The sequence below is a fragment of the Streptomyces nodosus genome (assembly GCF_008704995.1).
Classification (GTDB): Bacteria; Actinomycetota; Actinomycetes; order Streptomycetales; family Streptomycetaceae; genus Streptomyces; species Streptomyces nodosus.
Genome location: NZ_CP023747.1, coordinates 6798291 through 6813545 on the forward strand (window position 1 = coordinate 6798291; position 15255 = coordinate 6813545).

General features: G+C 71.6%; 12 protein-coding genes. 4 read left to right on the forward strand and 8 right to left on the reverse strand.

From position 1 onward, the window contains the following. The first annotated feature begins 15 nt into the window (after positions 1 to 15). The 4 genes from CP978_RS30145 to CP978_RS30160 all read left to right on the forward strand — a co-directional run bounded on the left by CP978_RS30145 (position 16) and on the right by CP978_RS30160 (position 4307). On the forward strand, positions 16 to 1017 hold the full coding sequence (locus CP978_RS30145; RefSeq protein WP_043446086.1) for an ABC transporter permease: 1002 nt from the start codon (positions 16 to 18) through the stop codon (positions 1015 to 1017). After that, entirely contained in the window at positions 1017 to 2030 is a 1014-nt protein-coding gene (locus CP978_RS30150) for an ABC transporter ATP-binding protein (protein ID WP_043446088.1), read from the forward strand. Before CP978_RS30145 ends, CP978_RS30150 begins: the two co-directional genes overlap by 1 nt. After that, the gene (locus tag CP978_RS30155; RefSeq protein ID WP_043446090.1) at positions 2027 to 3028 is read left to right on the forward strand and encodes an ABC transporter ATP-binding protein; all 1002 of its coding nucleotides are present in this window, start codon (positions 2027 to 2029) and stop codon (positions 3026 to 3028) included. The genes CP978_RS30150 and CP978_RS30155 overlap by 4 nt, the downstream gene beginning before the upstream one ends. Before the next feature lie 67 nt (positions 3029 to 3095). Beyond that, positions 3096 to 4307, forward strand: a complete 1212-nt coding sequence (locus tag CP978_RS30160; RefSeq protein ID WP_043449857.1) for an amidohydrolase — start codon at positions 3096 to 3098, stop codon at positions 4305 to 4307. Positions 4308 to 4372: 65 nt separating this feature from the next. Here the strand turns inward: CP978_RS30160 and CP978_RS30165 are convergent, their stop codons facing one another. The 8 genes from CP978_RS30165 to gndA form a co-directional block, all read right to left on the reverse strand. Further along, positions 4373 to 5563 (reverse strand): amidohydrolase, encoded by a 1191-nt coding sequence (locus tag CP978_RS30165; protein ID WP_043446091.1) that lies wholly within the window; start codon positions 5561 to 5563, stop codon positions 4373 to 4375. Positions 5564 to 5650: 87 nt separating this feature from the next. Then, positions 5651 to 6289, reverse strand: coding sequence for a GntR family transcriptional regulator (locus CP978_RS30170; protein WP_043446094.1), 639 nt, complete (start codon positions 6287 to 6289; stop codon positions 5651 to 5653). Positions 6290 to 6395: 106 nt separating this feature from the next. Continuing rightward, on the reverse strand, positions 6396 to 7367 hold the full coding sequence (locus CP978_RS30175) for an ABC transporter substrate-binding protein (RefSeq protein ID WP_043446096.1): 972 nt from the start codon (positions 7365 to 7367) through the stop codon (positions 6396 to 6398). A gap of 1 nt (position 7368) precedes the next feature. Then, positions 7369 to 9306: an ABC transporter permease gene (locus CP978_RS30180; RefSeq protein ID WP_043446100.1), complete on the reverse strand. Its 1938-nt coding sequence runs from the start codon at positions 9304 to 9306 to the stop codon at positions 7369 to 7371. Continuing rightward, positions 9306 to 10358, reverse strand: a complete 1053-nt coding sequence (locus tag CP978_RS30185) for a quaternary amine ABC transporter ATP-binding protein (protein WP_043446103.1) — start codon at positions 10356 to 10358, stop codon at positions 9306 to 9308. Before CP978_RS30185 ends, CP978_RS30180 begins: the two co-directional genes overlap by 1 nt. Then, positions 10355 to 11887: a GMC family oxidoreductase gene (locus CP978_RS30190; protein WP_043446107.1), complete on the reverse strand. Its 1533-nt coding sequence runs from the start codon at positions 11885 to 11887 to the stop codon at positions 10355 to 10357. The genes CP978_RS30185 and CP978_RS30190 overlap by 4 nt, the downstream gene beginning before the upstream one ends. Positions 11888 to 11929: 42 nt before the next feature. Then, positions 11930 to 13450 (reverse strand): aldehyde dehydrogenase family protein, encoded by a 1521-nt coding sequence (locus CP978_RS30195; RefSeq protein WP_043446110.1) that lies wholly within the window; start codon positions 13448 to 13450, stop codon positions 11930 to 11932. 219 nt (positions 13451 to 13669) lie between these two features. Continuing rightward, positions 13670 to 15109, reverse strand: a complete 1440-nt coding sequence (gndA, locus tag CP978_RS30200; protein ID WP_043446114.1) for an NADP-dependent phosphogluconate dehydrogenase — start codon at positions 15107 to 15109, stop codon at positions 13670 to 13672. Between the last annotated feature and the right edge of the window lie 146 nt (positions 15110 to 15255).

Here is a 15255-nt window from a genome sequence, read left to right on the forward strand (position 1 = left end):
CGGCGGGTCGCGCCCATGACCAGATTTCTGACGCGGCGCCTCGTCGCGATGATCGTGCTGCTGATCGTCATCAGCTTCGTGACCTTCAGCCTGTTCCAACTGGGCCCGGCCGACCCGGCCGCGGCGGCCTGCGGCCAGGAATGCACCCCGCAGCGCATCGCCGAGGCCCGGGTCGCGCTCGGGATGGACAAGCCGTTCCTCACCCAGTACGTCGACTACATGTCGGGCCTGGTGGGCAGCCGTCACGTCGGCGCGCCGGGCAGCCAGGCACTGTGCTCCTGGCCCTGTCTGGGCAAGTCGTTCCAGACCAACGAGGACGTCACCGCGATCATCGGGCGGGCCCTGCCCTACACCCTGTCGGTGGCCAGCGGCGCGATCGTGCTGTGGAGCGTCGTCGGCGTCGGTCTCGGCCTGCTGGCGGCGCTGCGCAAGGGCCGGTTCACCGACAAGCTCGTCGTCGGCGCAGCCTCGGTCGGGGTGTCCCTGCCCATTCCGGTGACCGGACTGTTGCTGCTCCTGTTCTTCGTCAGCACGCTGCATCTGCTGCCGTTCACCACCAACGCGATCACCTCCCCGTTCGGCGATGCGGGTCCGGGCGGCTGGTTCCTGAACTACCTGCTGCCCTGGGTGGCGCTGGCGGTGCTGTTCAGCGCCCAGTACATCCGCGTCACCCGCAGCAACATGCTGGAGACCCTCGGAGAGGACTTCATGCGCACCGCGCGCTCCAAGGGTCTGTCCCGGGCGAGCATCGTGTTCAAGCACGGTGCGCGGGCCGGCATCACCCCGGTCGTCACCATGCTCGGCCTCGACATCGGCACCCTGCTGGGCGGCGCCGTGCTCACCGAGCAGATTTTCTCGGTGCCGGGTGTCGGATTCACCGCGGTGCACGCCGCCCAGTCCGGTGATCTCCCGGTCACCATGGCCATCACCATGATGGCCGCGTTCTTCATCATCGTCGCCAATGTCCTGGTCGACGCCGCCTACGCGGTGATCGACCCGCGAGTGAGGGTTGCCTGATGACCACGCCCGAAGCCGCGCCCCTGCTGGACATCCGCGATCTGCGGGTGAGCTTCCCGACCGACGACGGCGTGGTGCACGCGGTCAACGGGATGGACCTGACCCTGGCGCGCGGGGAGACCGTCGGCATCGTCGGTGAGTCCGGCTCCGGCAAGACCGTCACGAGCCAGGCCCTGATGGGGCTGCTCAAGGACACCTCCGCCACCGTCACCGGGCAGATCCTCCTGGACGGCAAGGACCTCAACCCGCTGACCGAGCCGCAGATGCGCGCCTACCGCGGCAAGAAGATCGCGATGATCTTCCAGGACCCGCTGTCGGCGATGCACCCCTTCTATCCCGTCGGGGCGCAGATCGCCGAGGCCTACCGGGTGCACAACAACGTGTCCAAGAAGGCCGCGGCGACCGTCGCCGTCGACATGCTCGGCCGGGTCGGGATCCCCGACCCGAAGCGCCGCTACTCGGCCTACCCGCACGAGTTCTCCGGCGGTATGCGGCAGCGCGCGATGATCGCCATGGCGTTGGTCTGTGAACCGGAGCTGCTGATCGCCGACGAGCCCACCACCGCGCTCGACGTCACCGTGCAGGCCCAGATCCTCGATCTGCTGGGCGAGCTCCAGGCCGAGACCGGGTCCTCGGTGATCCTGGTGACCCACGACCTCGGCGTGGTCGCGGAGGTCTGTCACCAGGTCGTGGTGATGTACGGCGGGGTGTGTGTGGAACAGGCCACCGTCGCCGACCTGTTCAGCGATCCGCGGCACCCCTACACCCAGGGGCTGCTCGCCTCGATGCCGTCGCTGGCGGGAAGGTCCGAGCGGCTCAGCCCGATCCCGGGCTTCCCGCCGTCGCTGCTGGCACTGCCCGAGGGCTGCCTCTTCGCGGACCGCTGCCCGAAGACGCACCTGGTGCCCGACGACGCCTGCGGCACCCGCCGGCCGGCGCTCACCGGCCCCGTCGGACACCCCTCACGGTGCCACCTTCAGACCCTGGAAACGGCCGGAGAGGTGGTCCGATGACACCGCTGCTGGAGGTCACCGACCTCACCAAGCACTTCCCGATCCGCTCCGGCGCCTTCCGGTCCGCCGGCGGCGTGATCAAAGCCGTCGACGGGGTCACCTTCTCGGTCGGCGCCGGGCAGACCCTCGGACTGGTGGGAGAGTCCGGCTGCGGCAAGTCGACCACCGGCCGACTGCTCATGCGGCTCCTCGAACCCTCCTTCGGGAGCATCCGGCTCGACGGCCGGGAGATCTCCGAACTGCGCCGGTCGGAACTCCAGGAGTACCGGCGCCGGGTGCAGATGGTGTTCCAGAACCCGTCGTCCTCGCTCAACCCCCGCCAGTCCGTGGGCAGTGCGATCGCCGCGCCCCTGCTGGCCCAGAGGATCACGCCGCCGGGCGGGGTCAGGGCCAAGGTGCGGGACCTCATGGACCGGGTGGGGTTGCGGCCCGACCACTACAACCGCTTCCCGCACGAGTTCTCCGGCGGCCAGAAGCAACGTGTGGGCATCGCCCGCGCACTCGCCCTGGACCCGCAGCTGATCATCTGCGACGAACCGGTGTCCGCGCTGGACGTCTCGGTGCAGGCCCAGGTGATCAATCTGCTGGAGGACATCCAGCGGGACACCGGGGTGGCGTACCTCTTCATCGCCCACGACCTGTCCGTGGTCAAGCACTTCGCCGACCGCATCGCGGTGATGTATCTGGGCCGGATCATGGAACAGGGCGACACCGAGGAGGTGTTCGGCGCTCCACGGCACCCCTACACCCGGGCGCTGCTGTCCGCCGTGCCGCAACCGGACCCCGCGGCCGACCGCAGCGGGCGGATCCGGCTCTCCGGCGATCTGCCCAGCCCGGCCGACCCGCCGCGCGGCTGTGTCTTCCAGTCCCGGTGCCCGGTGCATCCGCGCCTTGACCCGCGGCGCCGGGAGCTGTGCACCGGCAGTGCGCCGAGCGGCGACATCGCCTGCCATCACACCGACGTCGCCGCCGGGGCCCCGGCCACGACGCCCCGGTGAGCCGTGACGCGTGCGGTGAACGGCCGTGCACCGCGCAACAGAACCATGCGACAGAGAGGTGACCACCGTGTTGATCCGTGACGTCCGCCCATGGGGTGGCGAGCGCAGTGACGTCGAGCTGTCCGGCGACCGCATCGCCGCGATCCGCCCGCACGATCCGGGTGCGCAGCCGACCGGTGAGGTGGTCGAGGGACGTGGCCGGCTGTTGCTGCCGTCGTTCAGCGATGTGCATGTGCACCTGGACTCGACCCGGATCGGCCTGCCCTTCCGGCCGCACACCGGCGGCCCGGGAGTCTGGACGATGATGCTCAACGACCGGCGCAACTGGCGCACCGCGGAGGTTCCCCTCGAGGAGCGGGTGGCCGGCACCCTGGAGCGGATGATCGCCCGCGGCACCACCCGGGTGCGCTCGTACGCCCAGGTGGACGTGGACTGCAAGCTCGAGAAGTTCGACGCCGTGCTGGCCGCGAAGGAGAAGTTCGCCGGTCTCGCCGACGTCCAGATCATGACGTTCCCGCAGGCCGGCATCCTGCGCGAGAAGGGCACCGTCGAGTATCTGGAGGCCTCGCTCGAGGCGGGCGCAGAGGTGATCGGCGGCATCGATCCCTGCTCCCTCGACCGGGATCCCAAGGGGCACCTGGACGTGGTGTTCGGACTGGCCGAGAAGTACCAGGTCGAGGTGGACATCCATCTGCACGAGCCGGGTCATCTCGGCGTGTTCTCCACCGATCTGGTGCTGGAGCGCACCCGGGCGCTGGGCATGCAGGGCAAGGTCACGATGTCCCACGCCTACGAGCTGGGTTCGGTCTCGGAATCGGTGAGTCGCCGCATCATCGACGACTTCGCCGAGCTGGACGTCGCGATGGCCACCGTGGCGCCACCGGACCGCGGTCAGCTCTCGCTGGTGGCGCTGACCGAGGCGGGCGTCCGGGTGGGCCTGGGCGAGGACGGGCAGCGCGACTACTGGAGCCCCTACGGCAACTGCGACATGCTCGACCGCACCTGGCAGCTGGCCTTCACCAACAACTTCCGCCGTGACGAGCTGATCGAGATGTCGCTGGCGGTCGCCACCGTCGGCGGCGCCTCGATCATGAGCCATGACGTCGCCCGGCTCGCCGGGGTCGCCGACCGGCCGGGGCTGTCCGCCGGCGACCGTGCCGATCTGCTGCTGGTCGACGGCGAGACGCCGGCCAGCGCGGTGATGGACCGCGGCACCGACCGCACCGTCCTGCACGACGGCGTGGTCGTCGCCGACCAGTCGGCCCTCGTGCACCGCTGAATCCGCGCACGTCATGGCCCTGAGAGGCTCCCGCCTCTCAGGGCCATGCGTGTGGATCCGCCTGCCTAGACCAGCAGCTCGCCGCCCTGGACCACCACGCGCCCACCGGACATCACGAGTTCACGCCGCGGGGCCCGCATCAGTGCGTCCTGCACATTCTCGGCGTCGATCAGCACGATGTCCGCGGGTGCGCCCGCCACGAGGTCGTGGAGGCCCCGGTGCACGAAGCCCGCCGCGCGGGTGGTGGCGAGTTCCACCGCCCAGCCGAGGTCCTCGTCGGTCCGCAGGCCGTGGAGGCGCGCGAAGTCCAGGGCCACGCGCAGCAGATCGCCGTCGCCGAACGGCGACCACAGGTCGCGGATCCCGTCGGTGCCCAGGCCCACCGGCATCCCCCGGTCCCGCATCCCGCGCCAGGGCAGTGGCGCGGTGCGCGCCGGGGCGACCGTCGTCCAGGAGACACCGGCCTCGGCCAGCTCGTCGAGCAGGTCGGTCTGCCGACCCGGCGGCAGCTCCCCGAGGGCGAAGCCGTGGGAGACGTTGACCTTCCCCCGCAGCCCCGCGCGGCGGGTGCGGTCGGCGATGAGCTCGAACTGGAAGGCACCCAGCTCGCCTCCGTCGTGCAGATGGATGTCGATACCGACCCCGCGCCGCTCGGCGATGTCGAACAGCCCGTCGAGCTGTCGCACCGGATCGCGGTCGATCGCCGCCGGATCGAGCCCACCGATGGCGGCCGCGCCGTTCGCCGCCGCCCGGTCCAGCAGGTCCAGGACACCGGGCCGGCGGATCACCCCGTCCTGCGGGAACGCCACGATCTCCACCTCGATCGCGCCGCCGAGTGCGTCCACCGCCTCGCGTACGGCGTCGATCCCCCGCAGTCCGACCCCGAGGTCGACGTCGACATGGCTGCGCACCGCGGTGACGCCGTGCCGCAGGAACTCCCGCAGCACCGTGAGGCTGTTGGCGACGCCGGGAATGCCGAGCGCGTCCCGCTCGGCTCGTTCGTGCGCGATCCGTCCCACCGTGGTCGGCTCGCCGCCGAACGGCACCCAGGGCCGGCCCCACCAGCTCTTGTCCACATGGGCGTGTGCGTTGACGAAGCCGGGCAGGGCGAGCAGCCCGCCGCCCTCCACCCGCTCGCCGGGTTCACCCGCGGCGCCGGCAGGCAGCAGATCGCGGATCTCCCCGCCGGAGACGACGATGTCCGCCGCCTTCATGCCCCAGGGGCGGACGTTTGTCAGAATCAGGTCAGCAGCCATCCATAAATGGTATACCGAAATGGTCGACCTGGACCCCGTCCGACGGTGTGCGCTGCCCCTCGCGGGGCGGCACCTCCGCGCCGGGGGTCACCGGCGATGGGCGGCGAGCGCGTGCCGGCTGTTCTCCAGGTGTGTGGAGACCAGTTCGTCGACGAGTGCGACATCGCGGTCCGCGATGGCGCCGTAAAGGGCCTCATGCTCCCGCGCGATGGCCATCAGGTCGTCGTACTGTCCCAGCAGCCACCGCATCCGGCTGCGAAAGGTGCCCGCGAGCTCGCTCAGCAGCTCGTTGGCGGCCATCGACGTCACCGTCTCATGAAAATCCGCCGCCGCACGCCGGGCCCGGACGGCGTCTCCCGCGCGGGCGGCCTGCAGCTCTTCCTCCAGGGTCGAGCGGAGCTGGTCGAGACCCGCCCGGTGGCGCCGCTGAGCGGCGAGCCGGAAGGTCAGCGCCTCCAGCGCCCCGCGGACCTCGGCCAGATCAGCGATGTCGGAGGGGGTGAACTCCCGGACGACCGCCCAGGTCCGGGGCCTCGGCGTGACCAGCCCCTCGGCGACGAGCACCCGCAGGGCGTCGCGCACGGGCACCCGGCTCACCCCCATCTGCGCCGCCAGCTCGCGCTCGACGAGCTTGCTTCCGGGCTTGCGCACCCCGTCGAGGATGTCATCCCGGAGCTGCCGAGTGACCCGCTCCGACTCCGGCTCGAACTTTCCAGACCCTGCCATGCCCCCAGTGTCCCATGGGAGACGCGACTATTTGGTATACGGTTCTTGGTTTGAGGCGAGTGGTTTCGGGCGGGTCATGCACCCTGACGGCGGGGTCGGCGGGGGTTCAGGACAGCCATGCCTTCCAGGTGGACTCATGGCCGGCCACCCACTTCTCCGCCGCCTCGGCCGGGGTCAGTTTCTGGTCGGCGATCATCAGGGACACCTCGTTCTGGTCCTCGGTGGTCCACCGGAACCTCTTCAGGAAGGCGGCCGCCTCGCCGCCGTTCTCGGCGAAGCCCGCGTTGAGGTACTTCTGCAGCGGGGTGTGCGGATAGGCGCAGGCGACCTTCGCCGCGTCCGCGTCGCAGCCCTCCCTGTACGGGGGCAGCTTCACCTCTGTCATCGGGACCTCACCGGACAGCCACTGCGGGGTGTACCAGTACGTCAGGAAGGGCTTCCTCTCCTTGGCGAACTGCTTCATCTGGGTGATCTGCGCGGCCTCCGAACCGGCGAAGACCACCTGGTAGTTCAGCTTCAGGTTGGCCACCAGCGCCTTGTCGTTGGTGACATAGGAAGGGGAGCCGTCCATCAGCTGGCCCTTGCCGCCGCTCTCCGGGGTGCGGAAGAGGGAGGCGTATCTGTCGAGGTTCCTCCAGTCGGTGATGTCCGGGTGCTGCTCGGCCAGATAGGCGGGGACGTACCAGCCGATGTGCCCGGTCACCCCGAGGCCGCCGCCGCGCACGATGGTCCTCTTGTCGTCGACGTACCGTTTCTCCTGGTCCGGGTGGCCCCAGTCCTCCAGGATCGCGTCGACCCGGCCCTGGCTCAGCGCGTCCCAGGCGGGCACCTCGTCGACCTGGACGGTGTCCACGCGGTAGCCGAGCCGGTGTTCCAGAAGGTACCGGGCGACGGCCACATTGGACTGCGCGCCCACCCAGGACTGCACGGACAGGGTCACGGTCCTGGTGCCCCGGGCGTTCGCGAAGGGCGAGGCCTGCCTGGTCATGTCGGCGGCACCGCAGCCCGTGAGCAGCGACAGGGCGGCGGCCCAGGAGACGGTCAGCGCGGTCCTGCGGCCGAGGTTCGGCGTCCTCATGTCACGCTCCCTTCGTCGCGCGGCGTTCCGTCGGCTGTGTCACCCGGTCGAGGACCAGGCCGAGGCAGACGATCGCCGCTCCGGCCACCAGACCGGTCGCCAGGTCGCCCTGGGCGAGGCCGAAGACGACGTCGTAGCCGAGCGCGCCGCCGCCGACCAGGCCGCCGATGATGACGACGGCGAGGACCAGTACCACACCCTGGTTGACGGCGAGCAGCAAGGACCGTCGGGCGAGCGGGAGTTGGACCTGCCACAGCTGCTGGCGGCCGGTCGCGCCGAGCGAGCGGGCCGACTCCAGCGCGGCCGGGTCGACCTGCCGCAGGCCCTGCGCGGTGATACGGACGACGGCCGGGAGCGCGTAGACGACGGCCGCCGCGACGGCGGGGGCGCGGCCGACCCCGAAGAGAGCGACGACCGGGATCAGATACACGAACTGCGGCAGCGTCTGGAAGACGTCCAGCACCGGGCGCAGGGCGCGTGCGAAGCGGTCGCTGCGGGCCGCAGCGACACCGGCCGCGAAGCCCAGGACCAGGGTGACGGCGACGGCGGCGAGGACCTGGGAGAGCGTGTCGAGAGACGGCTTCCACACACCGAGGACACCGGTCGCGGCCATCGCGAGCACGGCGGTCAGCGCGGTGCGCCAGGTGCCGATCAGCCAGGCCAGGGTGGCCACGATCAGCAGGACCGACCACCAGGGCAGCCACTGCAACCCGTCGCGGAGGGGGTCCAGGACCCAGGTGGTGAAGCGGCCCGCCCAGTCGGCGGTGCCGCCGAGGTACGGGACGCCGGAGTAGAGATGGGCGGTCATCCAGTCGACGGCACGGTCGACCGGCCCGGCCATGTCCAGGGTCCAGGAGGCGGGCCAGTCGGGCCGGCCCAGCAGCCGGGCGGCCAGGGCGACGGCGACTCCGGCGGCTCCCGCGTACGCCCACCGCACCGCGCCCCCGTGCTGCTCTCCCGCGCCCGCCGCCGCGGTCACCCGGTCCAGGACCACGGCGAGCAGCACGATCGGGATGCCGGCGGCGAGGGCCGCGCCGACATCGACGGAGGCCAGCGCCTGGTAGACACGGTCACCGAGACCACCGGCCCCGATGACCGAGGCGATCACGGCCATCGACAGGGCCATCATGATGGTCTGGTTGAGGCCGAGGAGAAGTTCCTTGCGGGCCAGCGGGATACGGGCGGTCAGCAGACGCTGGCGGCCGGTCGCCCCCAGCGACTCCACGGCCTCCAGCACCTCGGGGTCGGCACCGCGCAGCCCGAGCGCGGTGAGGCGGGCCATCGGCGGGGCGGCGTACACCACGGTCGCGAGGACGGCAGCGGGGACACCGATGCCGAACACCAGGACGACGGGCAGCAGGTACGCGAACGCCGGGAGCACCTGCATGGTGTCCAGGACCGGGCGCAGCGCACGGTCCAGACGGTCGGAGAGCCCGGCGGCGAGACCGAGCAGCACACCGACGACCACGGACGCGAGGACGGCGACCACCATCAGCGCCAGGGTCTGCATGGTCGGCACCCACATGCCGAGCACACCGCAGACCAGGAAGGCGGCGGCCGTGCCGAGGGCGAGACGGACACCGGCGACCCGCCAGGCGACGAGGGCCCCGAGGGCGGTGACCCCGGCCCAGCCCCCGGCGAGGAGGGTCAGGTAGACGGCACGGACGGAGAGGACGACCGCATTGCTGATGTGGCCGAAGAAGTAGAGGAACAGGGGGTGGCTGTCCCGGTTGTCGATGACCCAGTCGCCGACGCCGGCGAGCGGCTTGGAGACGTCGACGGTGAGGGCGCCCGGCCAACTGCCGCCGGCCCAGCGCGCTTCGGCGAGCGGGACGAGCACAGCGGCGGCGATCACGACAAGGACGATCTTGCGGGCGGCCCGGTTGCGGAGGAGACCGGGCAGGACGCCCCGAGGGGCGGCGGCGGTGACCGTGGCCATCACGCGGCCTCCCTGAACCGCTCCGTCCCGGCGACCACGGCGAGCAGCCGTTCATGGTCGACCACACCCAGGCACCGGCCGTCCTCCACCACGCAGGCGGGCCCGCCGTGGTGCGCCACGGTCCTGATCGCGTCGGCGACCACGGCGTCCGGGGCCAGCGCGCCCGGATGGTGCGGGCCGCCGCAGCCGCCGGGCCTCATGGCCGTGCGCACCGTCATGACCTGCTCGCGCGGTACGTCGCGGACGAACTCGCGGACATAGTCGTCGGCCGGGGAGCCCACGATCTGCTCCGGGGTGCCGAGCTGGACCACCCGGCCGTCCCGCATCAGCGCGATGCGGTCACCGAGCTTCAGCGCCTCGCTCAGATCGTGGGTGATGAAGACCATCGTGCGCCCCTCCTCGCGGTGCAGGCGGATCACCTCGTCCTGCATATCGCGCCGGATCAGCGGGTCGAGGGCGCTGAACGGCTCGTCGAAGAGCAGGACTTGAGGGTCGACGGCCAGGGCGCGGGCGAGGCCGACGCGCTGGCGCTGGCCGCCGGAGAGCTGGCTCGGCCTGCGCTTCTCCAAGCCTTCCAGGCCCACCTTGGCGACCACCGAAGCGGCCCGCTCACGGCGCTCGGCCCTGCCGACGCCCTGGATCTCCAGGCCGTACGCCACATTGTCGAGGACCGTGCGGTGCGGGAGCAGGCCGAAGTGCTGGAAGACCATCGCGGCGCGGTGGCGGCGCAGTTGGCGCAGCCGGGCGCGGTCCATGGCGCGGACGTCCTCACCGTCGATGGCGATGGTGCCCGCGGTGGGCTCGATCAGCCGGGTCAGACAGCGCACCAGGGTCGACTTGCCGGAGCCCGACAGGCCCATCACCACGAAGACCTCGTTCCTGCGGACGTCGAAGGAGACATCGCGGACGGCGGCCGTGCAGCCGGTGCGGGAGCGCAGCTCGGCGGGTTCCAGAGCGGCCAGTCCGGCATCGCCCGGGACCCGGTCGGCCTTCGGCCCGAAGACCTTCCACAGGCCCTGGACCGAGAACACGGGGGTGGTGGCGGTACTCATCGCGCGCCGCCTCCGATCAGGTCGGCGGCCTTCTCGCCGACCATCAGCACCCCGATCATCGGGTTCACCGCGGGCATGGCCGGGAAGACGGAGGCGTCGGCGATCCGGATGCCGTCCAGACCGCGGATCCTCAACTGCGGGTCCACGACGGCCTGTCCGTCGTCGACGGCACCCATGCGGCAGGTGCCGGCCGGGTGGTAGACGGTGTGGGCGACCTTACGGGCGTACTCGCTCAGCTCGGCGTCGCCGACGATCTCCGGGCCGGGGCACACCTCGCGCTTGAGCCAGCCGGCCAGCGGTTCGGTGCCGGCGATCTCGCGGGCGATGCGGATGCCGTCGACGAGGGTGCGGCCGTCGTAGTCGTCCTCGTCGGTGAAGTAGCGGAAGTCCAGGGCAGGCTTGACGGACGGGTCGGCACTGGTCAGATACAGCCGGCCGCGGGACTTCGGCTTGGGGATGTTCGGGGTCATCGAGACGCCGAACTCCGGGCGCCGGTAGCCGAGGCGCTCCGGGTTGTCGGTGAACGGGATCTGGTAGAAGTGGAACATCAGGTCCGGGCCCGCGTGCCCGGGGTCGCGGCGCACGAACAGACCCGCGTCGGAGTCCATCGCCGAGTTCTCCGGGATCGGACCGTGGGTCTCCCAGACGATCACCGACTCCGGGTGGTCGAGCAGGTTCTCGCCGACGCCCGGCAGATCATGGGCGACCGGGATGCCGAGCGCCTCCAGATCCTCCCGGGGGCCGACGCCCGAATGCAGCAGCAGCCGGGGCGAGTCCACGGCGCCGGCGCACAGGACGACCTCGCTGCGGGCCCGTATCAGCAGCTCCTCGCCGTCCTTGCCGCGCACCCGCACGCCCCGCACCCGGGTGCCGTCGAGGTCCAGCCGGTACGCCCAGGTCTCCAGCAGGATCGTGAGGTTGGGGCGCTCGTCCATCACCGGGTGGAGGTACGCCACCGACGCGGACGAGCGCTTGTTGTCCTCCGGGTGGTAGGCGAGGTCGAAGAAGCCGACGCCCTCGGCGAACGGCTTCCGGTTGAAGCCCTCGACGCGGGGCACGCCCAGCGCCTCCTGGGCCGCGTCGACGAAGTCGCGGGCGATGGCGTTCCGGTCCTTCTCGTCGACCGGGACGATGTGGTTGAGCAGCCGGGCGTAGTACGCCTCCATCGGCACCGCGCCCCAGCCCTTCGCTCCGGCCGCCTCCCACTCGTCCCAGTCGGACGGCAGCGGCTTGAAGGCGATCAGGGTGTTGTGGGAGGAGCAGCCGCCCAGGACCCGGGCGCGGCTGTGCCGGATGTGCGAGTTGCCGCGGGGCTGTTCGGTGGTCGGGTAGTCGTAGTCCAGCTCGCCGCCGAGCAGGCCCATCCAGCGGCGCAGGGTGAGGACGTCCTCGCGGCCGACGTCGCTGGGGCCGCCCTCGATGACGGCGACGGTGACCTCGGGGTTCTCGGTCAGGCGGGAGGCGATGACGGAGCCCGCGGTGCCGCCGCCGATGACGACGTAGTCGTAGACATGGGGGGTGTGGGACATGGGGCGTCGCTCCAGGAGGTCGGTGGGGGAGAGGAGACGGGGTCAGCCTGCGAACCAGCGGACCGGCCGGGGCGCCAGGTTCTGGTAGACGTGTTTGGTCTCGCGGTACTCGGCGAGCCCGGCGGGGCCCAGTTCGCGGCCCACGCCGCTCCTGCCGAAGCCGCCCCACTCCGCCTGCGGCAGATAGGGGTGGAAGTCGTTGATCCAGACGGTGCCGTGGCGCAGCCGCCCCGCGACCCGGCGGGCACGGCCCGGGTCGGCGGTCCAGACGGCGCCGGCGAGGCCGTACTCGGTGTCGTTGGCGAGGAACACGGCCTCGTCCTCGGTGCGGAAGGTCTCGACGGTGAGGACCGGTCCGAAGACCTCCTCCCGGACGACCTTCATCTCGCGGTGGCACCGGTCGAGGACGGTCGGCTCGTAGAACCAGCCGCTCCCGGGCCGCTGCGGCGACGGTTCGGGGCGGCGGCCGCCGGAGCGCACGACCGCACCCTCCGCGAGGGCCGAGGCGACGTACGACTCGACCTTGGCGCGCTGCTGCTCGGAGACGAGCGGGCCGCACTCCACACCCTGCTCGGTGCCCCGGCCGAGACGTATCCGGCCTGCCCGGCGGGCGAGTTCGCCGACGAAGCGCTCGCTGACGGACTCCTCGACGATGAGCCGGGCGCCCGCGGAGCAGACCTGGCCGCTGTGGATGAAAGCGGCGTTGAGGGCCTGGTCGACGGCGGTGTCGAAGCCCTCGTCGGTGGCGCAGGCGTCGGCGAAGACCACATTGGGGTTCTTGCCGCCGAGTTCGAGGGCGACCTTCTTGACGCCCGGCGCGGCGGCCTGGGCGACCTTGACGCCGCTGACCAGGCCGCCGGTGAAGGACACCAGGTCGACGTCTGGGTGCTCGGCGAGCCGGGCGCCGACGGTGTGGCCGGGGCCGGTCACGATGCCGGCGACCCCGGCGGGCAGCCCGGCCTCGATGAGCAGCTCGATGAGCGCGACCGTGGTCAGCGGGGTGATCTCGCTCGGCTTGACCACAAAGGTGTTTCCGGCGGCGAGCGCCGGGGCGATCTTCCAACTGGCCTGGAGGAGGGGATAGTTCCAGGGGGTGATCAGCGCGCAGACGCCGACGGGCTCATGGACGACGACGCTGCGGATGTCGGGCGAGCCCGCGTCCACGACCCGGCCGGGGGCTTCGGCGGCGACGAGGTCCGCGAAGTAGCGGAAGGCGTCGGCCACACAGTCGATGTCGACGCGGCCCTCCTCGAGGGTCTTGCCGGCGTCGCGGCTCTCCAGCAGGCCGAGCGTCTCCCGGTCGCGGACGAGTAGATCGGCTACCCGGCGCAGCAGGGCGGCTCGCTCCGCCACGGGGGTGCGGGGCCAGTCCCCGGTGTCGAAGGCGCGGCGGGCGGCGGCCACCGCCGAGTCCGCGTCCCGCTCGTCGCCCTCCGCCACCACGGCGAACGGCAACGCGTCCGCGGGGTCGAGGATCTCGCGGGTCGCGCCGGAGACGGCCTCCTGCCACTCGCCTCCGGCATGGATCGTCGCCCGCGCCGGTCGTGCCGTTCTGTCCGTCATGATCGGTATCGCCTCCGCGCCCCGGTGCCACCCATGTGTCACCCTCGGGCACCGGCGCATGCCCAGGTCGCCGGGTTGCATGCGTGATCGGCGGCCCGAAGTGGGCCACGCCACATACGCGTCGCGGAAAAGAACCGGCGGGGAGGCCGGGGTGCCGCACACCCCCCGGCCCCGCCCGCCTCCCCGCCCGCAGGGTTCAGCCCCCTGCTGCCGTCCGGCTCAGGCCTCCGTCTCCGCGCGGTCGGCGGTGCCCCAGAGCGTGTGGAAGCTGCCCTCGCGGTCGACGCGCCGGTAGGTGTGGGCGCCGAAGTAGTCGCGCTGGCCCTGGGTGAGCGCGGCCGGCAGCCGGTCGGCGCGCAGGGAGTCGTAGTACGACAGGGACGCGGAGAACGCGGGCACCGGCACGCCCCGGCGGGCCGCCGTGGCGATCACCTCCCGCCAGGGCACCTGGGCGTCCGCGATCTCCGCCGCGAAACCCCCGTCGGAGACCAGGCTGAGCAGGCCCGGATCGGCGGCGTAGGCGGCGCGGATACGGTCGAGGAAGGCGGCCCGGACGATGCAGCCGCCACGCCAGATCTTCGCGACCGCGCCGAGGTCGATCTCCCAGCCGAACTCCTCGGCGGCGTCCAGGATCATCTTCCAGCCCTGGTCGTAGGCGATCACCTTGGACGCGTACAGGGCCTGCTCCACCTGGGCGGTGAAGCGCTCGACCTCGTACGGGGTCAGGTCCCACCGGGTCCCGCCGGGCAGCCCGCGGTAGGCGGCGCGCAGTGCGGACTGCCCGGAGGCGGCGCGGGCGAAGGTCGCCTGGGCGACAGCGGTCACCGGGGACCCCAGGTCCAGCGCGGTCTGCACGGTCCAGCGCCCGGTGCCCTTCTGCCCGGCGGCGTCGGCGACCACGTCCACGAACGGCTTTCCGGTCGCCGCGTCCACATGGGACAGCACCTCCGCCGTGATCTCGATCAGATACGAGTCCAGGCGGCCCTTGTTCCACTCGCGGAAGATCTCGGCGATCGCCGCGGGGGAGAGGCCGGCCACCTGGCGCAGCAGGTCGTACGCCTCGCCGATCAGCTGCATGTCGGCGTACTCGATGCCGTTGTGCACCATCTTCACGAAGTGCCCGGCGCCGTCCGTGCCGATATGCGTGGCGCAGGGCTCGCCGTCGACCTTGGCACTGATCTTCTCGAACATCGGACCGAGCGCGGCATACGACTCCGGTGACCCCCCGGGCATGATGCTCGGTCCGTTCAGTGCGCCCTCCTCGCCGCCGGAGACGCCCACCCCGACGAAGTGGATGCCCCGCTCGCGCAGCGACCGTTCACGGCGCCGGGTGTCGGTGAAGTGCGCGTTGCCGCCGTCGATGATCATGTCGCCGGACTCCAGGAGCGGCGCGAACTCCTCGATCACGGCATCCGTCGCGGCACCCGCCTGCACCATGATCATCAGGCGGCGGGGCCGCTCGAGGGCCGCCACCAGCTCCTCGGCCGTCCCGGCGGCCACGAAGGCGCCCTCGTGCCCGAACTCCTCGACCAGCGCCTCGGTCCTGGCCGGGGTGCGGTTGTGCACGGCGACGGTGTAGCCGTGCCGGGCGAAGTTGCGGGCCAGATTGCGGCCCATCACCGCGAGCCCGGTGACGCCTATCTGCGCGGTCGCCTGCATGCTGTGCTCCTCGGGTCCGGATCCGCCGCGCCCGCGTTCCACGGGCGCGGCGGACGTCGCTGTCGTTCGGTGCGGCTGATGCCGCTGTACCGATCACGTACGCACGACGGGGCCGGAGTTGCTCAGTGCTCGTCCGGATTCAGCGC